General features: G+C 71.9%; 21 protein-coding genes. 10 read left to right on the top strand and 11 right to left on the bottom strand.

Annotation, left to right across the window (positions count from 1 at the left end; all coding sequences use genetic code 11):
* The first annotated feature begins 9 nt into the window (after positions 1 to 9).
* The 10 genes from CLV71_RS21220 to CLV71_RS21175 all read left to right on the top strand — a co-directional run bounded on the left by CLV71_RS21220 (position 10) and on the right by CLV71_RS21175 (position 9,939).
* Entirely contained in the window at positions 10 to 1,659 is a 1,650-nt protein-coding gene (locus CLV71_RS21220) for a thiolase C-terminal domain-containing protein (protein WP_243866616.1), read from the top strand.
* The gene (locus CLV71_RS21215; protein WP_133904552.1) at positions 1,656 to 2,525 is read left to right on the top strand and encodes an alpha/beta fold hydrolase; all 870 of its coding nucleotides are present in this window, start codon (positions 1,656 to 1,658) and stop codon (positions 2,523 to 2,525) included. Before CLV71_RS21220 ends, CLV71_RS21215 begins: the two co-directional genes overlap by 4 nt.
* A gap of 4 nt (positions 2,526 to 2,529) precedes the next feature.
* Positions 2,530 to 3,027 (top strand): DoxX family protein, encoded by a 498-nt coding sequence (locus CLV71_RS21210; RefSeq protein ID WP_133904551.1) that lies wholly within the window; start codon positions 2,530 to 2,532, stop codon positions 3,025 to 3,027.
* A complete protein-coding gene (locus tag CLV71_RS21205; protein WP_133904550.1) occupies positions 3,027 to 3,824 on the top strand; it encodes an NAD(P)-dependent oxidoreductase in 798 nt (265 codons plus the stop codon). Before CLV71_RS21210 ends, CLV71_RS21205 begins: the two co-directional genes overlap by 1 nt.
* Positions 3,825 to 4,069: 245 nt before the next feature.
* Complete coding sequence (locus tag CLV71_RS21200) at positions 4,070 to 4,963, top strand: LLM class F420-dependent oxidoreductase (protein WP_208297649.1); 894 nt, start codon at positions 4,070 to 4,072, stop codon at positions 4,961 to 4,963.
* A gap of 11 nt (positions 4,964 to 4,974) precedes the next feature.
* Positions 4,975 to 5,793, top strand: coding sequence for an SDR family NAD(P)-dependent oxidoreductase (locus CLV71_RS21195; protein WP_133904549.1), 819 nt, complete (start codon positions 4,975 to 4,977; stop codon positions 5,791 to 5,793).
* Between the two features lie 51 nt (positions 5,794 to 5,844).
* Positions 5,845 to 7,146 carry an acyl-CoA dehydrogenase family protein gene (locus CLV71_RS21190; RefSeq protein ID WP_133904548.1) on the top strand — a complete coding sequence of 434 codons (1,302 nt, stop codon included), beginning with the start codon at positions 5,845 to 5,847 and terminating at the stop codon, positions 7,144 to 7,146.
* On the top strand, positions 7,143 to 8,183 hold the full coding sequence (locus tag CLV71_RS21185; protein WP_208297648.1) for a phosphotransferase family protein: 1,041 nt from the start codon (positions 7,143 to 7,145) through the stop codon (positions 8,181 to 8,183). The genes CLV71_RS21190 and CLV71_RS21185 overlap by 4 nt, the downstream gene beginning before the upstream one ends.
* Positions 8,180 to 8,956 carry an enoyl-CoA hydratase-related protein gene (locus CLV71_RS21180; protein WP_133904547.1) on the top strand — a complete coding sequence of 259 codons (777 nt, stop codon included), beginning with the start codon at positions 8,180 to 8,182 and terminating at the stop codon, positions 8,954 to 8,956. Before CLV71_RS21185 ends, CLV71_RS21180 begins: the two co-directional genes overlap by 4 nt.
* Positions 8,953 to 9,939 carry an NADPH:quinone oxidoreductase family protein gene (locus CLV71_RS21175; RefSeq protein ID WP_243866615.1) on the top strand — a complete coding sequence of 329 codons (987 nt, stop codon included), beginning with the start codon at positions 8,953 to 8,955 and terminating at the stop codon, positions 9,937 to 9,939. The genes CLV71_RS21180 and CLV71_RS21175 overlap by 4 nt, the downstream gene beginning before the upstream one ends.
* A gap of 75 nt (positions 9,940 to 10,014) precedes the next feature.
* On the opposite strand, the gene CLV71_RS21170 is transcribed toward CLV71_RS21175, so the two are convergent.
* The 11 genes from CLV71_RS21170 to CLV71_RS21120 all read right to left on the bottom strand — a co-directional run bounded on the left by CLV71_RS21170 (position 10,015) and on the right by CLV71_RS21120 (position 20,293).
* Entirely contained in the window at positions 10,015 to 10,476 is a 462-nt protein-coding gene (locus CLV71_RS21170) for a hypothetical protein (RefSeq protein ID WP_133904546.1), read from the bottom strand.
* Between the two features lie 41 nt (positions 10,477 to 10,517).
* Positions 10,518 to 11,123, bottom strand: coding sequence for a TetR/AcrR family transcriptional regulator (locus CLV71_RS21165; protein WP_133904545.1), 606 nt, complete (start codon positions 11,121 to 11,123; stop codon positions 10,518 to 10,520).
* Between the two features lie 90 nt (positions 11,124 to 11,213).
* Complete coding sequence (locus CLV71_RS21160; protein ID WP_133904544.1) at positions 11,214 to 11,540, bottom strand: hypothetical protein; 327 nt, start codon at positions 11,538 to 11,540, stop codon at positions 11,214 to 11,216.
* An 11-nt stretch (positions 11,541 to 11,551) separates the two neighbouring features.
* On the bottom strand, positions 11,552 to 12,829 hold the full coding sequence (locus CLV71_RS21155; protein ID WP_133904543.1) for an aromatic ring-hydroxylating oxygenase subunit alpha: 1,278 nt from the start codon (positions 12,827 to 12,829) through the stop codon (positions 11,552 to 11,554).
* A gap of 146 nt (positions 12,830 to 12,975) precedes the next feature.
* Positions 12,976 to 13,926 (bottom strand): hypothetical protein, encoded by a 951-nt coding sequence (locus tag CLV71_RS21150; protein WP_243866614.1) that lies wholly within the window; start codon positions 13,924 to 13,926, stop codon positions 12,976 to 12,978.
* A gap of 173 nt (positions 13,927 to 14,099) precedes the next feature.
* Positions 14,100 to 14,288: a ferredoxin gene (locus CLV71_RS21145; RefSeq protein ID WP_133904542.1), complete on the bottom strand. Its 189-nt coding sequence runs from the start codon at positions 14,286 to 14,288 to the stop codon at positions 14,100 to 14,102.
* A complete protein-coding gene (locus tag CLV71_RS21140; RefSeq protein WP_133904541.1) occupies positions 14,285 to 15,580 on the bottom strand; it encodes a cytochrome P450 in 1,296 nt (431 codons plus the stop codon). Before CLV71_RS21140 ends, CLV71_RS21145 begins: the two co-directional genes overlap by 4 nt.
* A 43-nt stretch (positions 15,581 to 15,623) precedes the next feature.
* The gene (locus tag CLV71_RS21135; protein ID WP_133904540.1) at positions 15,624 to 16,772 is read right to left on the bottom strand and encodes an acyl-CoA dehydrogenase family protein; all 1,149 of its coding nucleotides are present in this window, start codon (positions 16,770 to 16,772) and stop codon (positions 15,624 to 15,626) included.
* Between the two features lies 1 nt (position 16,773).
* Complete coding sequence (locus CLV71_RS21130; RefSeq protein WP_133904539.1) at positions 16,774 to 17,913, bottom strand: thiolase family protein; 1,140 nt, start codon at positions 17,911 to 17,913, stop codon at positions 16,774 to 16,776.
* Positions 17,910 to 19,100, bottom strand: coding sequence for a CaiB/BaiF CoA transferase family protein (locus CLV71_RS21125; protein WP_133904538.1), 1,191 nt, complete (start codon positions 19,098 to 19,100; stop codon positions 17,910 to 17,912). Before CLV71_RS21125 ends, CLV71_RS21130 begins: the two co-directional genes overlap by 4 nt.
* A complete protein-coding gene (locus CLV71_RS21120; protein ID WP_243866613.1) occupies positions 19,100 to 20,293 on the bottom strand; it encodes an acyl-CoA dehydrogenase family protein in 1,194 nt (397 codons plus the stop codon). The genes CLV71_RS21125 and CLV71_RS21120 overlap by 1 nt, the downstream gene beginning before the upstream one ends.
* Positions 20,294 to 20,358 lie beyond the last annotated feature (65 nt).

The following is a 20,358-nucleotide window of genomic DNA, read 5'->3' as shown; positions in this document are numbered from 1 at the left end:
CTGCCGGTGGTGACGGACGAAAACGAGTTCTTCTGGACCGCGGGCGCGGACGGCCGGTTGCGGATCCAGGAGTGCGCGGACTGCGCCACGCTGATCCACCCACCCCAGCCGGTCTGCCGCCGCTGCCGCGGCGACCGCCTGGGCGTGCGGGAGGTCTCCGGCTTCGCGACGCTGGTGGGGTTCACGGTCAACCACCGGTTCAGCCTGCCCGGGCTGATCGCGCCCTATGTGGTGGCGCAGGTCGCGCTGGAGGAGGACCCCCGGGTCCGGCTGACGACGAACGTGGTCGACGCCGACCCGGACACGCTCGAACTCGGCAGGCGGATGACGGTCGTGTTCGAGCAGCACGAGGACGTGTGGCTCCCCCTGTTCCGCCCGGCGCCGTGCACTGAAGGACTCCTTCCTGACGCCCAGCGCACTGAAGGCGTCCTTCAGTGCATCGGGCCGGCGCCGGAAGAGGTCACGCGACACGTGCGGCCGATGCCCACCACGCGCAAGTTCGAGGACGACGTCGCCATCACCGGCATCGGCGCGTCGGAGATCGGGCGGCGGCTCATGGTGTCCCCCCTGGCGCTGACGGTCCGGGCGTGCGAACGCGCGGTCGCCAACGCCGGACTGTCCTTCTCGGACATCGACGGCCTCTCGACCTACCCCGGCGCCGGGCAGGTCGCGGGTTTCGGCGAGGGCGGGCTCACGGCACTGGAGGCCGCGCTGGGGCTGCGGCCCACCTGGTACAACGGCGGCTCGGAGACGTTCGGCCCCGGCGGGTCGGTGATCGCGGCGATGCTGGCCGTCGCGAGTGGACTGGCCCGGCACGTGCTGTGCTACCGGACCGTCTGGGAGTCCACGTACGGCGAGCTGGTGAAGCGGGGGCGGATCAGGCCGCCCGGCGGGCGCACGACGAGCTGGCTCGTGCCGTTCGGCGCGACGTCGGCCGCGCACACCCTCGCGCAGAACGCGGGACGGCACTTCCACCGCTACGGCACCACCCGCGAGACCCTCGGCTGGATCGCGCTCAACCAGCGGGCCAACGCGGCACTGAACCCGGACGCCATCTACCGCGACCCGATGACGATGGACGACTACCTGACCGCGCGGCCGATCACGACCCCGTTCGGGCTCTACGACTGCGACGTGCCGTGCGACGCGTCGGTGGCGGTGGTCGTGTCGGCCAAGGAGACCGCTTGCGATCTCCCCCGGCCGCCCGTGTTCGTGGAGGCGGTGGGCACGCAGATCATCGAGCGGATCGAGTGGGACCAGAGCACGTCCACGCACGAGCCGCAGGTGCTCGGCCAGTCGGCGCACCTGTGGTCGCGGACGTCGCTGCGGCCCGGCGACGTCGACGTGGCGCAGCTGTACGACGGCTTCACGTTCAACGCACTGTCCTGGTTGGAGGGACTGGGGTTCTGCGGCATGGGCGAGGCGAAGGACTTCCTCGACGGCGGCAGGGCCATCGCCCGCGACGGGCTCCTGCCGCTGAACACGCACGGCGGCCAGCTCTCCCACGGCCGCACGCACGGCATGGGACTCCTGCACGAGGCGATCACGCAACTGCGCGGCGAGGGCGGCGCCCGCCAGGTGCCGGACGCGCGGGTCGCGGTCGTCAGCAGCGGTGGTCTCACGCCGAGCGGTGTCCTCCTGCTCAGGGCGGACGCATGACCGACACCGACGTGGTGATACCCCGGGTCGTTCAGGTCGACGGCGTGCCCCTGTCGGCTCTGGTGTGCGAGGTGCCGGAACCGCGGGCGGTCGTGGTGGCACTGCACGGCGGATCCGCCACCTCGGCGTACTTCGACTACCCGGACCTGCCCCGCGCGTCGCTGCTGCGGACCGGCGCCGCGCTCGGCTTCACGGTGGTCGCGTTGGACCGGCCAGGCTACGGCGCGTCCGCGAGCCACGCCGACGCGGTGCGGGCACCGGCGCGGCGGGTGGACCTCGCCTACGCGGCGGTCGCGGAGCTGGCGCCTCCCGGGGTCGGTGTCTTCCTGATGGCGCACTCCATCGGCTGCGAGCTGGCGCTGCGCATGGCCGCCGACCACCGGGGGAAGGCGTTGCTGGGACTGGAGATCGCCGGGACGGGCCGCCACCACCACCCGGTGGCGCGCGAGATCATCGACGCCTGGCGCGCGGACCCGCCGCGGCCACCCGGCGGGCTGCGCACGCTGCTGTGGCAGCCGGACGTGCTGTACCCGTCCGCCGCGGTCGGCGGCGCGCGGATGACCTCCCGGTCGCCCGGGTACGAGGCCGACGTGGTGGCGGGGTGGGCGGCCACGGACTTCGCCGCGCTCGCGGCACGGGTGCGGGTGCCGGTCCGGTACACGCTGGGCGACCACGAGCTGGTGTGGCGGTCAGGCGCGGACGCGCTCGCCGACATCGCGGGCCTGTTCACGGCGGCGCCCCGGGTGACGGTCGACGAGCAGGCGGACGCCGGCCACAACCTGAGCCTCGGGCGCACGGCCATGGCCTACCACCTGAAGGTCCTGTCGTTCGTCGAGGAATGCGTGCTGGCGCGCGAAAGGGAGTGAGACGGTGGACGAGGCGGGAGTGGCGCTGCTGCTGGTGCGCGTGGTGGTCGGGGTGACGATGGTCGCGCACGGGCTCAACCACTGGCGCGGCGGCGGCCGCATCGAGGGCACCGCGCGCTGGTTCAGCGGTCTGGGCCTGCGGCACGGACGGCTGCAGGCGTGGTTGTCGGTGGTGACCGAGGTCGGTGCCGGGCTGCTGCTGGTGCTCGGTCTGCTCACGCCGCTGGCGTGTGCGGCGGTCATCTCGGTGATGCTCGTCGCCGGTGTGCTGGCCCACCGCCCCAACGGTTTCTTCGTGTTCAAGGACGGTTACGAGTACGTGCTGGTCCTGTCCGTGGTGTGCCTGGCGCTGGCGGTGCTCGGCCCGGGCAGGCTGTCGGTGGACCAGGCGGCCGGCATCGAGGTGTCCGGCTGGGCGGGCGGCGGGATCGCACTCGGGGTGGCGGTCGTCGCGACGGCCGGTCTGCTGGCGCTGTTCTGGCGTCCTGGTGAGGAGAGCTGATGCGGGTGGGTTTCGTGGGCCTTGGCAGTCAGGGCGGGCCGATGGCGCGCCGGATCGTCGACGCGGGGTTCGCGACGACGCTGTGGGCGCGGCGGGCGGCGACGCTGGAGCCGTTCGCGGACACGGCGGCGACGGTCGCCGGGTCGGTGGAGGAGCTGGCCGCGGGCAGCGACCTCGTGTGCGTGTGCGTGGTGGACGACGCAGGGGTCGAGGAGGTCGTCCGGCAGGTGCTGACGGCGCTGCCGCCCGGCGGGGTGGTCGCCGTGCACAGCACCGTGCACCCGGACACGTGCCGACGGCTCGCCGAGGACGCCGCGCTGTGGAACGTGTCGGTGATCGACGCGCCGGTGAGCGGCGGCGCCCCGGCGGCCACGGCAGGCCGGCTGCTGGTGATGGTCGGCGGTGAGGAGACGACGGTGGCCCGTTGCCGCCCGGTGTTCGCGACGTTCGGCGACCCGGTCGTGCACCTTGGCGCGGTCGGTGCCGGGCAGGTGGCGAAGCTGCTGAACAACGTGCTGTTCACGGCGAACCTGGCGACGGCGGCGGGCACCTTCGCGCTGGGGGACGCTCTGGGGGTGGCACCGGAACGGCTGGCCGAGGTGATCGGCCACGGCAGCGGGAACAGCTTCGCGCTGGGCCGCGTGGCCGACGCGGGCTCGCTCGACCGCATCGCCGCACACGCGGGCGCACTGCTGTGCAAGGACGTGGGCCTGATCGCGACCCTGACCCCCACGACCGACAACGCGGCACTGACCGCCGCGGACGCCGCACTGGCCCTCATGCACCACCCCCGATGACCTCCGGGTCACCGAGCCCATCGGAGCTGCACCAGGCATCGACAACTTGTTGATCAACGCCAACACAGGTGGTAGAGCGGGCAGCCCCCACCCGATCCCGGGGGCACCCCGCCACGCCAGTCTACTCGGTGGCACTGACAAAACCGCACGTCAGCGTCGGCTGTGGACAGGTTTCGTCGGCGAGAGCGAGCGAAAGGGACACTCATGCGCTGTCCAGAGGCCGCTGACTCCGCGTGGTGGCGGCGATGACCGCGGCCGGGGCCATGCGGTTCATCTACCACTACCCGGAGGCGTCCGGGCCGGACGGTGACGCGCTCGGTGCCGGACCGCTGGCCGAGGTGGCCGTCGCGGCGGAGCGGGCCGGGTTCGACGGGTTGTCGTTCAGTGAGCACCCGGTGCCCGGGGCGCGGTGGCTGGCCTCGGGCGGCCACCAGACCCTCGACCCGTTCGTCGCGCTCGGGTACGCCGCCGCGGTCACCACACGGCTGCGGCTGCTCACCTATCTCGCGGTCGCGCCCTACCGCAACCCGTTCCTGCTCGCGAAGGCCGCCGCGACGCTCGACCTGCTCTCCGGTGGCCGGGTGGTCGTCGGGCTCGGCGCCGGGTACCAGAAGAGCGAGTTCCACGCCCTCGGTGTCGACTTCGCCGAGCGCAACGCCCTGTTCGACGAGGCGCTCGACGTGCTCCCCCTGCACTGGCGCGGCGAACCCTTCTCCTACCGGGGCAGGCACTTCAGCGCCCGTGACGTCATCGCCCGTCCCCGCCCGGTGCAGGATCCCATCCCGATCTGGGTCGGCGGCAACTCGCGGCTGGCCCGCACCCGCGCGGCCGAACGCGCGCAGGGGTGGATGCCCATGAGCGGCGGCCCACAGCTGAGCGCCACCGCGCGGACACCCGCGCTCGGCGGCGTCGCGGAGCTGGCCGGCGCGATCACCGCACTGCGCGAGTCGGCCGGGCGGCACCTCGACGTCGTCTTCTCCTACCACGGCGCGAACACCGACAGCCCCGACCGGCACCGGGAGGCGTTCGCCGAGCTGGCCGGGGCCGGTGTCACGTGGACGCTCGTGTCCAGCGGCACCGGTACGACCGCCGCGACGCTCGAGTTCCTCGACGGCTTCGGTGCGACCTACCTGTCCTGAGAGGAACGTCCATGGGCTGGTTCGAGGAGCGCGGCGGGCTCGCGGGCACGGTCGCGCTGGTCACGGGCGGCGCGGGCGGGCTCGGCAGGGCCATCGCGACCGACCTGGCCGCTAACGGCGTGCGCCTCGCGATCATCGACCGGGACCGCGAAGCACTCGACGACCTCCGCCACACCGACTCCCTGCGCCACCACGGGGACGCACGCGACCCGGACGCGCTCGCCGCGCTGTTCAAGGCCACCGAGGAGCGGTGGGGCAGGCTCGACACGCTCGTCAACGTCGTCGGCGGCACCTTCCGCGCCCCGTTCCTCGACACCACGCCGAAGGGCTGGGACGCACTGCTGCGCACCAACCTCCTGCACGTCCTGCACGCCTGCGCACTCGCGGTGCCGAGGATGCGCGCGGGCGGCAGCATCGTCAACATCACGACCATCGAGGCGCACCGCGCGGCGCCGGGGTTCGCCGTCTACGCGGCGGCCAAGGCGGCGGTCGAGCAGTTCGCCCGCACGCTCGCCGTCGAGGTCGCCCCGAACGGCATCCGCGTCAACAACGTCGCCCCGGACTTCGTGCCAACGCCCCGGCTCGCGGCCCTGTCGGCCGGTGACGACGCCCTGTCCGACCCGGTCGGCGTGCGTGCGGCCATCCCCATGGGACGGGTCGGCGGGGTCACCGACGTGTCGGGCTGCGTCGTCTTCCTCGCCTCGGCCCTGTCGGGGTTCCTGACCGGGACCACGCTGCACCCCGACGGCGGCACCCACGCGTCGGCAGGCTGGTTCAACTGGCCGGACTCGGGCTGGGCCAACCACGTCCCGCTCGACCACCTGCGATAATTGTATTCTCTGATATGAAAGCAGTATTCTCACAAAGCGAGAGGAGCTGCGATGGCGTGGGACTTCGAGACCGACCCCGAGTACCAGGCGAAGCTCGACTGGGCCGACGCGTTCGTGCGGGCCGAGGTCGAGCCGCTGGACCTGGTGTTCGCCGACCAACAGTTCGTGCCGCTCGACGAGGCCCGGCGCAAGATCGTCGACCCGCTCAAGGAGGAGGTCCGGCGCCAGGGGCTGTGGGCGACCCACCTCGGGCCCGAGCTGGGCGGCCAGGGCCACGGACAGCTGAAGCTGGCCCTGCTCAACGAGATCCTCGGCCGGTCGCAGTGGGCGCCGATCGTGTTCGGCTGCCAGGCACCCGACACCGGCAACGCCGAGATCATCGCGCACTACGGCACGCCCGCGCAGAAGGAGCGCTACCTGGCGCCGCTGCTCGCAGGCGAGATCTTCTCCAGCTACTCGATGACCGAGCCGCAGGCGGGTGCCGACCCGGCCCGGTTCACGACCCGCGCCACCCGCGACGGCGACGACTGGGTCATCGACGGCTGGAAGTTCTTCTCCTCCAACGCGCGCACGGCGTCGTTCCTGATCGTCATGGCGGTCACCGACCCGGAGGTGAGCGCCTACGAGGGCATGTCGATGTTCCTGGTGCCCACCGACACCCCGGGCGTGGAGATCGTGCGTGACGTCGGGCTGTTCGGCGACCCGCCCGGCGAGGGCGGCCACGCGCTGATCCGGTACGCGGGCGTGCGGGTGCCCGCCGACGCGCTGCTCGGCGCGGAGGGCGGGGCGTTCGCGGTCGCGCAGACCCGGCTCGGCGGCGGCCGCATCCACCACGCCATGCGGACGATCGGCCTGGCGCAGAAGGCGTTCGACATGATGTGCGAGCGCGCGCTGTCCCGGGAGACCGCGGGCAGCCGCCTCGCGGACAAGCAGTTCGTCCAGGGCTACATCGCCGACTCCTACGCGCAGCTCGTCCAGTTCCGGCTGTTCGTGCTGCACACCGCGTGGAAGATCGACAAGTACGACGACTACCGGAGGGTCCGCAAGGACATCGCGACGGCCAAGGTCGTGATGCCGACCGTGCTGCACGACATCGCCTGGCGCGCCATGCAGGTGCACGGCGCGCTCGGCGTCACGAACGAGCTGCCGCTGTTCCGGATGATCCACGGCGCCGCCGTCATGGGTCTCGCCGACGGCCCGACCGAGGTCCACAAGGTCACCGTCGCCAAACAGGTGCTCCGCGACCACCGCCCGACCGACGACATCTGGCCGAGCGAGTGGCTCCCCCAGAAACGCGCCGCCGCCAGGGCGAAGTTCGCCGACCACCTCGAACTCGAAGTGGGGAACCTGTGACCGCCACGATCGACCCGAAGATCGACACCGACCGGCTCGCGGCCTGGATGGACGGTGCCGGCCTGCCCGGCGCGGGCGCCCCGGTCGAGCACCGGTTCCTGTCCGGTGGGACGCAGAACGACATCTACGAGATCCGGCGCGGTGACGAACGCTGCGTGCTGCGCATCCCGCCGCCAGGTGCACCCGCGAACCGGGACGAGGGCATGGTCCGCGAGTGGCGGATCATCGAGGCTTTGGACGGCACGGACGTCCCGCACACCAGGGCGGTCGCGCTCTGCGCGGACCCCGAGGTCCTCGGCAGACCCTTCTACCTCATGGGTTTCGTCGACGGCTGGTCGCCGATGGACCGCAAGGGCTGGCCCGCGCCCTACGACACCGACCTCGCCGCGCGGGCGGGACTCGCCTACCAGCTCGTGGAAGGCATCGCCCTGCTGTCCGGAGTGGACTGGCGTGCGCGGGGCCTCACCGACCTCGGCCGCCCGGACGGCTTCCACGAGCGACAGGTGGATCGCTGGACCGGCTTCTTCGACCGCGTCAAGGGTCGCGAGCTGGACGGGATGGACGTCGCGACGGCATGGCTGCGCGCGCACCGGCCGCTCGACTACCTGCCCGGCCTGATGCACGGCGACTACCAGTTCGCGAACGTGATGTACGAGCACGGCACACCGGCCCGGCTCGCGGCCATCGTGGACTGGGAGATGGGCACCGTCGGCGACCCCAAGCTCGACCTCGCCTGGATGCTCCAGTCCTGGCCCGAGGACACCGGCACGCCCGCGGCGGCCGACGCCAGCTACGTCGACCTGTACGGGATGCCCTCACGCGACCGGCTCCTCGCCCACTACGCCGAGGTCTCCGGGCGCCAGGTCGACGACATCGACTACTACGTCGTGCTCGCGCGGTGGAAGCTCGCGATCGTCCTGGAACAGGGGTTCCAGCGCGCCGGGAACGACAGGAAACTGCTGTCGTTCGGGCCGATCGTGCCGGAGCTGATGCGGTCCGCCGCGGAGCTCGCCGAGTCCAGCGGGTACCGGCCGTGACCGCCACGACCGAGGAGCTGGTACTCGAACGCGACGGCGCCGTGCTCGTCCTCCGACTGAACCGGCCCGACGCCAGGAACGCGCTCACCCCAGGGCTGATCGCGCAGCTCGGCGCGGCGATGATCACCGCGGAGGCCGACCCGGACGTCCGCGCCGTGGTCGTCACGGGCAGCGGCGACCGCGCGTTCTGCGCGGGCATGGACCTGCGCGCGTTCGCGAACGGCGAGACCATCGAGGCCGGCGACGCCACCGCCGCCTACTACCGGCTGCTGGCGGGCGAGATCACCGTCCCGCTCGTCGGCGCCGCCAACGGCACGGCCATCGGCGGCGGTCTCGAGCTGCTGCTCGGCTGCGACGTGATCGTCGCCGCCGAGCTCGCGAAGTTCGGCTTCCCCGAGGTGCGGCGCGGCCTGTTCCCCGCGGGCGGCGGCACCAACCTCGGCAGGCGCGTCCCGCTCGGCGTCGCGCTGGAGATGACGCTCACCGGGGACCTCGTCGACGCGACCCGCGCGTACGAGCTGGGGCTCGTGAACGCCGTCACCGCGTCCCACCAGGTCCTCGCCACCGCGCTGGAGTTCGCGGGGCGGATCGCGCGGAACGCCCCGCTGGGGCTCGCCGCGACCAAGGAGCTGGTCCGGCTCGGCGTCACCGACCCGGCGCGCGCCGGGGAACGCGGGCGCGAGTGGCAGCGGGTGGTGTTCGCCAGTGAGGACGCACGGGAGGGCGCGGCGGCGTTCGTCGAGAAACGCGAGCCGCGCTGGCGCGGGCGGTGACCGACGTGCGCGCCGCGGTGTGCCGCAGGCACGGGCCGCCGGAGGTCGTGGCGGTCGAGACCATCCCGCCGCTCCCCCTGGGCCACGGGCAGGTACGGATCCACGTCGGCGCCGCGGCGGTGAACTTCCCCGACGTGCTGCTGGTCGCCGACGAGTACCAGGTGCGCGTGCCCGCGCCGTTCGTGCCGGGCAGCGAGCTCGCCGGGGTGGTGGCGGAGGTCGGCGACGGCGTGGACGGTCTCGCCGTCGGCGACCGGGTGATCCGCACGGGCCTGTTCGGCGCGTTCGCGCAGGAGGCGGTCGCCGCCGCGGCGTCGGTCACGCGGATCCCGGCCGGGGTGGACGAGAAGCTGGCCGCCGCGTTCGGCGTCGCGCACCGCACCGCCTTCCACGCGCTGCGCTCGGTGGCCCGGGTCGAGCCGGGCGAGGCGCTGGTCGTGCTCGGCGCGGGCGGCGGGGTCGGTCTCGCCGCGGTGCAGCTCGGGGTCCTGCTCGGCGCCTCGGTGACCGCCGTGGCCTCGTCGACGGCCAAGCTCGACGTCGCCGCGTCCTACGGGGCCACCACGCTCGTCGACCACCGCGCGGGCGACCTGCGGCAGGCGTTGCGGGCGGCGCTGCCGGGCGGCGCGGACGCCGTGCTCGACCCCGTCGGCGGTGACCTGTCCGAACCCGCGCTGCGGTCACTGCGCCGCGGCGGCCGGTTCGTGACCATCGGCTACGCGTCCGGTGTCATCCCGCGCATCCCGCTCAACCTGGTGCTCGTCAAGGGGGTGCAGATCCGCGGCCTCCAGCTGCAGGACCTCGCACGGGACGGGCACGCGGAGTTCCTGCGTACCGAGGCAGAGCTGTTCGACCTGCTGGCCACCGGCCGCGTGGTGCCCCACATCGGCGCGACGTTCCCGCTCGACGAGGCCGCCGCCGCACTGCGCCACGTCGCGGACGGCCACGCGATCGGCAAGGTGGTCCTGGACGTCACGCGCTGACCGCCCCGAGCCCCGGCCCGCCGCCCGATGCACTGAAGGACGCCTTCGTAACGCCCAGCGTTACGAAGGCGTCCTTCAGTGCGGGCCGACCGAGACCAGGGTGGTTCTCGCGTGGTGGCGCACGCCGTGGAACACCTCGGTGTCGGCGCCGGTGCTCGCGCCGGCCACGGCGGCGGTCATGGCCTGTGCCTTGAACGCCTGGGCGGCCACGCTCAGGCGGTGCTGTCGCGGTGTGCCCGCCGTGTCGTCGAGACCGGCGGGCCAGTGGTCGCCCCACAGCCGCACCTCGGCCGTCCTACTGTCCAGAGTGGACAGCACCAGCGCTCGGACCCGCTCGTCCGACTCGCAGAACCGGGCGTCCACGGCGAGGGCCTGCGGGCCGGGCGGCCGCAGTGACGTGGCGAGGTCGGTCGCCAGGTCGAGCGGGCGCGCGCCCAGGATCCGCAGTGGCCGCGGGTCGGTGCCGTCCGCCGTGAGGACGACGGCCTCCCAGCCTGCCATCACCTGGTCGAACAGCCAGCCGCCCGCCCACCGCACCGCGTCGGCCGCGCCCGGCGCGACGACGACCAGGCGCGGCTTCAGGAGCTCTCCGGCACGGCCAGCTGGACGGCGAGAGATCTCGTGTATTCCGAGAACACCTCGGTCAACGGAATCGATGGATCGAGCAGCCATGATGTCTCCATCCCGTTCAGAAAGGCGACGACCTCCGCGGCCTTGAGGTCCGGATCCAGGTCGGGCCGGTACCGGCCCTCGCGTTGCCCTCGGCGGATCCCGTCCGCGACGACGCCGGTAGCCGTGCGGTACCGGTGCAGGAGGCGTTTGTGCAGCGTCGCCTCGGGATCGAGGTTCTCGACCAGGATCACGGCGAACATCCCGATCAGGTGTGGCGACCGGGTGAACCGTTCCGCGGCGTTCCGGATCTCCTCCAGGATGTCGCCGGACATGTTCGCGTTGGCGTCGTCGTCGGCGTCGCGGGCCTCGAGCACCGCGTGCAGCAGCTGTTCCTTCGACTCGAAGTGGTGCAGCAGACCGGCCGGGGTGACCCCCGCCTCCCTGGCGATCTGCCCGAGTGTGGTGGCACGCCAACCGTTCTTGGTCAGCAGGCGCTGCGCGACCGCCAGGATGCGCTGCTTGCGGTCCTCCCCTTTGGCGAAGAGGGACGCGTACGGCCGCTGTTGGGGCACCGATGCCTCCTAGGAACAACCTACTGAACCCACGTTAGGTTGGTTTCCCCGTCGTGACAAGAGGCGTACCCGAACGAAACGGGACCCTTTTCAGATCGCGGGTTCGACCACCGCGTCGATGCTGGAGGCGCCGCTGTCCGGCACTCTGGGCTGGCGCCACGCCTCGATCGCGAAGGCGACGGTCACGAGTGCGCAGAACAGCCACAGCAACCGCTTCTCGTCCTCGGCCATGTCCTCGAGGCGGAGTTGTTCGAGGTAGCCGGTGGCGGACTCCAGACACGGGAACGCGACGTCGTAGAAGGCCTGCAGCTCGTCCATGCTGCTGGCGATCCGCTTGGCGTAGCGGGCGCGCTCGGAGGGGACCGCCCAGTCCGCGAACGGCTCCAGGTCGGCGAAGTCTGGTGGCAGGACAGGCATTGCGTGGTCTCCTAGACGGTCTGCTGGACGCGGGTGGTGGCCTGCTTGTGCTCGTGCACGTAGCGCAGCGCGGTCCGGTGCAGGTGGCGCAGCAGGACCTCCTGGTCGTTGAGCGGGAAGTCCGTGACCGTGCCCGACTCCAGCATGGTCTGCGTCGCCTCGAGGGTGTTGCCGTCCTGGAGGCCGTACTCCTTGAACGAGACCGCTGCCAGCTCCTGCTGCAGGCGCTGGAAGGCGTTGCGCGGCGGGACGAAGTAGGCCGTGCCCTCGAAGATGTGCGTGTTGTACGAGGTCGGCCAGTAGTGGTAGGTCAGCACCCAGTTCGGCTTCCAGATCAGCAGCATGAAGTTCGGGAAGAACACGAAGGAGTCCATGCCCCACAACGGGTTGCGGGTCATGTTGACGCTCGGCGGCAGCTCGTCGATGCCGATGTCCGGGGCGTCCCACGGGCCGAAGAGCCCGCTGCGCAGCACCCGTTCGATCGGTTTGACCATCTTCCGGTCGTGCGGCGGCGCGATGCCGCCCCAGGACGAGACCAGGCCGTGCGGGCCGTCGACGTCGTAGGCGAGCGCCTCGTAGCCGTACTTCTGGATCTTGCGGGCCTCGTCGGGCATGTACTGTCCCGAGTGCAGGATCGGCGCGTGGTAGAACTCGGCGAACGCGTCGATGAACAGCTTCCAGTTCGAGCCGATCTCCGCGCGGTACCTGTGGACCTGCGTCAGCTCGTGGAACGGGTAGCCCTCGAGGCCCGCGCCGAACCTGCCGAGGTAGTCGCGCAGGGGCTTGGCGTCGGCGTCGAGGTTGACGAAGATGAACCCCTCCCACACCTCGGCCCGGACCGCGACCAGGCCGTAGTCGGCCTTGTCGAGGTCGAAGAACTCCGACTCCTGCTGGACGAAGGTCAGCTCACCGTCGAGGTTGTAGCGCCAGGCGTGGTACTTGCAGGTGAACTGGCGGCAGAACCCGCTGGTCTCCTCGCGCGGGAACTCGTTCCACACCAGCTTGTTCCCCCGGTGGCGGCACACGTTGTGGAACGCACGCACGTCACCGGCGAGGTTGCGCACCACGATGACCGACGTCCGCGCCGCGTCCAGCTCCCTGGTGAAGTACGACCCCGCCTTGGGCAGCTGCTCGACCCGTCCCACGTTGAGCCACGTCCGCCGGAAGATCGCGTCCCGCTCCAGCTCGTAGTGCTCCGGTGAGATCGAGTCCGCGTAGGAGACCGGCCCGGTGTCGATCTTCAGGTGCTCGGTCCAGGAACCCTCTGGGGGCTTCGCGAAATGCGGCATGGTCCGTCCTCCACCGGGGCGGTAATGTAGCTCTCCGTTGATGAGAAGCGTATTCTCGCCCTGGGTCGTCGTCAAGCGCCCTACCTTGGTGCACTGAAGGACGCCTTCGTAACGCTGGGCGTTACGAAGGCGTCCTTCAGTGCGGTTCAGGAGGCGGCGGCGCGGGGCGTCAGTCGGGGGCGGGGGCGGTTTGCCGCTGCCCGGTACGCGGCCAGCAACTCGGCCACCACGGCGTCGGGCTCGGTCCGAAGCCGGTTCGGCAACGTCTGGACCAGCACGACGCCGGCTGCCGCGTACCGCGCGTTGCGTTTGAGCGTTCGCGCGTAGTCGTCGCGCTCGAAGTGGTACTCGTACGAGTCGATCTCCCAGGCCAGTCCGACCTCCTCACACCAGCCGTCAGGCCGGGCAACGAACTGGCCGTTCTGGTCGTAGAGGTCGACGTTCCATGCCAGCGAAGGCAGGCCGGTCCGCCTCCACACCTGGATTCCGTCGAGCTCGGCCACGGAGTGCGCGCCGTGCAGTACGTCACGCAGGACCTCACGAGGTACCGAGGTACCACGCTGACTGCCGAACGCGAGCTCGCGTTCGAGTTCCACCGGCGACACCTGCCCGCACTGTACCGCCTCCGCGATCAACGCACGGCACGGATCGAGTGCGCGAAGCCGGCGGCAGGCATCGAGCACCGCCCTTGCCCTCGGGGCCAGCGGCACACCGTCGCGCGGCACGGCCGTGGGAAGCCGGATCGTGCGTTCGACGATGAGATAGTCGCTGCTCTTGACCTTCCGATCGTGCGGCACGAGCACGTGCACGGTCTCCGCGCCGGACGCGGCCCGCAGCCCGTGGCGGTGACACGCTTCCAGTCCGGTGACCACGGCTTGCGGACCGGCGTACAGAAGCGCCGCCTCCACCAGCTGCCGCCGGGACGGCGGCGCGTCCCCGAGGATGACGATTCCCGGCAGCGGTCGCTGCCACGGCCCACCCGGCCTGCACCGTCGGTACGCCGTCGGCGGCGGCACACCGAGCCGCTCCAGCTCGGCCACCCTGATCGCGCCGTGCCGGCTGTGCCGCCGCAGTTCCAGTACATCGATTCCACGCACGAACCCACAATCGGCCGCGCGGCCCCCGGACTCAAATCACCGACCGGCACCTGTGGACAACTGGAACGTACTGAAGGACGCCTTCAGTACGCCCAGCGTTACGAAGGCGTCCTTCAGTACGGCCAGCGTTACGAAGGCGTCCTTCAGTACGGCCAGCGTTAGGAAGGCGTCCTTCAGTGCGCTGTGATGGCCTGTTCCGGGCAGCCGGAGACGGCCGTGGCGACCGCTTCCTCGAACTCCTCCGGCACCTCGGCGACCAGCACCACGGCGTAACCGTCGTCGGTCAGGTCGAAGACCTCCTGGCACAGCGACCAGCAGACCCCGTGGCCCTTGCAGCGGTCGTCGTCGACGTGGGCCCTCATCGTGTCGTGCCCTCCGCGTGTGTCCACTCCAGCTCGAGGGAGGTCACCCCGCGGAGGATGAACGTCGGCACGTAGTCGAACCGGCGTGCGCCCGCCGGGCCGTGGGCCGCCGCCGAGAGGCGGATGTCGGCCGTCCGGTCGAGGAGGCGTTCGATCGCCACCCGTGCCTCGGCCCTCGCCAGCGGCGCGCCGGGGCAGGAGTGGACGCCTCGGCCGAACGACACGTGCCGCCGCGCGTTGGCGCGCCCCAGGTCGAACGTCGCCGGCTCGGTGAACTGCCGCGGGTCGCGGTTGACCGCCGCGTTCACCACCATCAGCGTCGTGCCTGCCGGGACCGCCACCCCTCCCAGCGTCGTCGGTTTCTTCGCCAGCCGGAAGTCTCCCTTGATGGGGCTTTCGATCCGCAGCGTCTCCTCGATGAAGTTCGGCACCCGGTCGCGTTCGGCACGCAGCTGCCGCTGCAGCTCGGGGTCGTCGCCGAGCAGCACCATCGCCGAGCCGAGGAGCCGGACCGTGGTCTCCTGCCCCGCCGAGAACAGGTTCGCGGCGACCCGGACGACGTCCATCACCTCCGGTGTCGAGCCGTCGGGGAACGTCGCCCTGGCAAGGCTCGTGAGGACGTCCTCGCGCGGCTCGCGGCGCCGGTCGGTGATGTAGCGGCTGAACCGGTCGTACAGGAACTCGAGCGGCGAGTGCGCCAGTGTCTCCGAGCCGGTGTTCCCGACGGTGTTGCCGGACCGCGGCCTGCCCTGCAGGGCGTCGGCGAAGTCCTCGTGGTCCTCGTCTGGCACGCCCAGCAGGTCGGCGATGACGACCCGGGTGAACGGCGCGGCGAACCCGCCGATGAACTCGCCCCGCTCCCCCGCGAGGAACTCGTCCAGCAGCCCGTCCGCGAGCCGCCACATCGACGCCTCGTTCTCCTTGAGCCGCTTCGGGGTGATCAGCCGCATCAGCAGCGCCCGGTGGTCGGTGTGGGTGGGCGGGTCGAGCGTCGGCAGCTGGTCGGACATCGGCAGCTTGTCCCGGTGCTCCTCGATCAGCGCGCTCACGTCGTCGCCCTCCAGCGGGACGGGGAAGCCCGGGAAGGGGCCGGTCACCGAGACGCACGACGAGTAGGTGTCGGTGTCGTTGTACACGGCGAGCGCCTCGTCGTACCCGGTCACCATCATCACGTCGTGGTGGGGTTCGCGGTGCACCGGGCACCGGCCGCGCATGGCCTCGAAGTACGGGTACGGATCGTCGACGAGTCCCTCGTCCCGGAAGAAGTCGAGCGCCTCGTAGTCCTTCGCCATCAACACCACTCCTCGAACTGTTTCGTTGGACACGGGGTTGCGCTCACAGGCCGAGCGACTTCGCGATGATCACCTTCATCACCTCGCTCGTGCCCGCGTAGATGCGGGTGATCCGCGCGTCGGCGTAGAGCCGGGCGATCGGGTACTCGGTGATGTAGCCGTAGCCGCCGAACAGCTGCAGGCAGCGGTCGACGGCCCTGGCCTGCACCTCGGTGCAGAACAGCTTGACCCTGGCCGCGTCGGCGGCGGAGAGCCTGCCGGCGACCAGCTCCAGCACCGCGTGGTCGAGCATGACCTGGGCGGCCTCGACCTCGGTGTCCACGGAGGCCAGCTCGAACTTGGTGTTCTGGAACGACGCGACCGGCGTGCCGAACGCCGTGCGCTCCCTGACGTAGGCGATGGTCGCGGCCAGCGCCGCCCTGGCCTGCGCGACCGAACCGACGGCGACCGTCAGCCGTTCCTGCGGCAGGTTGTGGCCGAGGTAGCCGAACGCGGCACCCTCCTCGCCCAGCCGGTTCGCGACCGGCACCCGGACGTCGGCGAAGGACAGCTCGACGGTGTCCTGCACCTTGATGCCCATCTTCGGCAGGACCCGGCCGCGGGTGAACCCGGGCATGCCGTCCTCGACGACGAGCAGCGTGAGCCCCGCGCGGCGGTCCCCGGGGTCGGTCGACGTCCTCGCCACCACGACGACGAGGTCGGCGAGCAGGCCGCCCGTGATGAACGTCTTGGCCCCGTTGAGGACGTAGTCGTCGCCGTCGCGGACCGCCGTGGTGCGGATGCCGGCCAGGTCCGAGCCCGTGCCCGGCTCGGTCATGGCGATCGCGGTCAGCAGCCCGCCGTTCGCGAGCCCGGGGAACCAGCGCTCCCGCTGCGCCTCGTCGGCGTAGGCGAGGAAGTACGGGAGGATCACGTCGAGCTGGGTGCGGACCGTGCCGAGGGTGACGCAGGCCCGGGCCGCCTCCTCCTGCAGTACCACGTTGTAGCGGTAGTCGCACAGGCCCGCTCCCCCGTACTCCTCGGGGATCGCCATGCCCAGCACCCCGAGCGAACCGAGCCGGGTGAACAGGTCGCGGGGCAGCACGCCCGCGTCCTCCCAGTCCGCGTAGTGCGGCACGACCTCCTTGGCCACGAGGTCCCTGACGAACTCGCGGAACGACTCGTGGTCGGCGGTGAAGACGTCGCGGCGCACGTCACGCCACCAGCTCGACGACCGTGGCGTTGGCGGTGCCGCCGCCCTCGCACATGGTCTGCAGGCCGTACAGGATCCCGCCCGCCAGCATGTGGTGGATCATGCGGGTCATCAGGACCGCGCCGGACGCGCCACGCGGGTGTCCGAGGGCGATCGCGCCGCCGAGCGGGTTCACCCGGTGGGGGTTGACGCCGGTCTCGGCGAGCCACGCCAGCGGCACCGGGGCGAACGCCTCGTCGACCTCGAACACCCCGATCTCGGCGAGGCTCAGGTCGGCCCTGCGCAGGACCTCCCCGGTCGCGGGGATGGGGCCGGTGAGCATCAGCACGGGATCGGAGCCGACGACCACGCCTGCCCGGTACCGCACGAGCGGGGTCAGGCCCAGCTCCCTCGCCCGGTCGGACGTGGTCACCAGGAGCGCGGCCGCGCCGTCGCAGATCTGCGACGCGTTGCGCGCGTGGATCACCCCGTCGGCCGCGAAGGACGGCCGGAGCCCGGCGAGCACCTCGACGGAGGTGTCGCGGCGCACGCCCTCGTCGGCGCGGACCGTCACGCCGTCCGCGTGGACGGGCACGAGCTGTCCGTCGAACGCGCCCGCGTCCTGGGCCGCCGCGGCGCGCCGGTGCGACCGGGCGGCGTACTCGTCGAGCCGGGCGCGGGAGAGCCCCCACTTCCTCGCGATCCTCTCGGCCGAGAGGCCCTGGTCGAACGAGAAGCCGTCGTAGCGCCGCAGCACCGACGGTCCGTAGGGCGTGCCGGTCGCGCCGAGCGGGACCCGGCTCATGACCTCGACACCACCGGCCACGACGACGTCCTGCTGCCCGGACAGCACCGCCTGCGCGGCGAAGTCCAGCGCCTGCTGGCTCGACCCGCACGCGCGGTTGACCGTCGTCCCCGGGATGCTCTCCGGCCAGCCCGCGGCGAGCACGGCGTAGCGGCCGATGTTGCTGGGCTGGTCGCCGACCTGCGACACGCACCCCCAGACGACGTCGTCGATGACCACCGGGTCGATGCCTGCCCGTTCGACGAGCGCGGTCAGCACGTGCGCGGACAGGTCCGCGGCGTGCACGCCGGACAGCCCGCCGCCCCGCCTGCCGACCGGGGTGCGGACGGCCTCGACGACCACCGCGTCGCGGGTCATGACGGCACTCGCGGCATCTCGATCTCCTCGGCGTCCAGTCCCAACTCGGCGAGGACGGCCCCGGTGTGCTCGCCGAGGGCGGGCACCGGGCCCATCGGTGGCTCGTAGCCGGCGATCACCGGTGGCGGCAGTAGGGCCTGGACGGGGCCGCCGGGGGTGTCGACCGTGCGCCAGCGGTCCCGAGCCGCGAGGTGCGGGTGCGCGACCACCTCACCGGGCCCGTTCAGCCGGGAGTTGCCGATCCCGGCGGCGTCCGCCTTCTCCTGCACGGCCCCGAGGTCGTGGCGTGCGCACCACTCGCCGAGCACCGCGTCGAGCACGGCGCGGTGCCCGACGCGGCCCGCGTTGGTGCGGAAACGGGGGTCCTCGGCCAGGTCCCGGCGGTCGAGGAGGTCCCGCGCGAGGCGCTGCCACTCGCGGTCGTTGGTGGTGCCGAGCACGACCGTCGCGCCGTCGGCCGTGCGGTAGGCGCCGTAGGGGGCGACGGCGGGCGACCCCATGCCCGCCGGCTCCTGGTCGACGCCGGTGTGCCGGGTGAACGTGAGCGGGTAGCCCATCAGCTCGGTCATCGTGTCGAACAGGCTCACCGCGACCCGGCCGCCCCCGCGGCGCGCACCGAGCAGGGCCACGACCGACAGCGCCGCGTAGAGGCCGGCGCACACGTCGGCGATCGGCGGCCCCGGCTTGGCGGGCGCGCCGGGCAGGCCGGTCACCGCGCACGCCCCCGACTCAGCCTGCACGAGCAGGTCGTAGGCGCGTTTGTGGGACAGCGGGCCGCCGCGCCCGTAGCCGTCGATCTCCACCGCGATCAGGTCGGGGTGGCTCGCGGCGAGGTCGTCCGGCGCGATGCCGAGCGCGGTCGTCGCACCCGGCGCGAGGTTGGACACCAGGACGTCCGCGCGGTCGAGCAGCCGGTGCAACGCGGCCGTTCCCGCGTCGGTCTTCAGGTCGAGTGCCACGGACTCCTTGCCTCGGTTGACCCACACGAAGTGCGCGCCGAGCCCGTGGACCACGTCGTCGTAGTGGCGGGCGAAGTCGCCGCCGCGCGGGTGCTCCACCTTGATCACCCGCGCGCCGAGGTCGCCGAGCGTGCGGGTGCACATCGGCGCGGACACCGCCTGTTCCAGGCCGACGACCGTGACCCCCGCCAGCGGGCCGGGCACGGAGTCGTCGGTGCGCACGGCCATCAGTAGCTCCTCGGCAGGCCGAGCACGTGGGAGCCCAGGTAGTTGAGCACCATCTCCTGGCTGACCGGCGCGATCTTCATGAGGCGCGCCTCGCGGAAGTAGCGGGCCACGGCGTATTCCTCGGCGTAACCCATGCCGCCGTGGGTCTGCAGTGCCCGGTCGGCCGCCGTGAAACCCGCGTCCGCGCACAGGTACTTGGCCGTGTTCGCCTCACGCCCGCACGGCTTCCCGTTGTCGTACAGCCAGGTCGCCCTGCGCAGCACCAGCTCCGCCGCGTCGAGCCTCGCGAGCGAGTCGGCGAGGGGGAACTGCAGGCCCTGGTTCATGCCGATGGGCCTGCCGAACACCTCGCGCTCGTTCCCGTACCGCACGGCCCGCTCCAGGGCCACGCGGCCGATGCCGAGCGCCTCGGCCGCGATGAGCATCCGCTCCGGGTTGAGCCCGTCGAGCAGGTAGCGGAACCCCTCGCCCTCCTCGCCGACCCGGTCGGTCACCGGCACGCGCAGGCCGTCGATGAACACCTCGTTGGACGCCACGGCGTTGCGGCCCATCTTGGGAATGGGCCGGATGTCCACGTGGGACGGGTCGAGGTCGGCGAGCAGGAGGGTCATCCCGTCGGTCGGACGGGCCGCCTCGTCGCGCGGCGTGGTCCGGGTCAGCAGCAGGATCTTCTCCGACTCGCCCGCCTTGGAGATCCACACCTTGCGGCCGTCGACGACGTAGTGGTCGCCCTCGCGGCGGGCGGAGGTGGTGATGCGGGAGGTGTCCAGACCCGCACCCGGCTCGGTCACGCCGAAGCACACGTGCAGGTCGCCGGTCGCGATCCGGGGCAGGGTCCGGGCCTTGAGCTGCTCGGACCCGTGCACCACCACCGGCTGCATGCCGAAGATCGACAGGTGGATCGCGCTGGCGGCGTTCATCCCGCCGCCGGCACGCGCCACCTCCTCCAGCAGGATCGTGGCCTCGGTGATGCCGAGCCCGTGCCCGCCGTACCGCTCGGGCACGGTGATGCCCAGCCAGCCGCCCCTGGCGATCGCGTCGTAGAACTCGGTGGGGAAGGTGTGCGACAGGTCCTTGTCCATCCAGTACGCGTCGTCGAACTTCCTCGCGAGCCCCGCGACCGCCGCGCGGATCAGCTCCTGGTCCTCGGTCAGCGCGAAGTCCACGTCACCCCCGCCCCGCCCCGAACGCACTGAAGGCGTCCTTCAGTGCGCCGGGTGTTATGAAGGCGTCCTTCAGTGCGCCGGGGGCCGCGGTG

Origin of the sequence: Actinophytocola oryzae, from assembly GCF_004364325.1 — a bacterium.
GTDB classification, from domain to species: Bacteria; Actinomycetota; Actinomycetes; order Mycobacteriales; family Pseudonocardiaceae; genus Actinophytocola; species Actinophytocola oryzae.
Note: the sequence above shows the minus strand (reverse complement) of the source record. Positions and strands in the feature narration are given on the sequence as shown.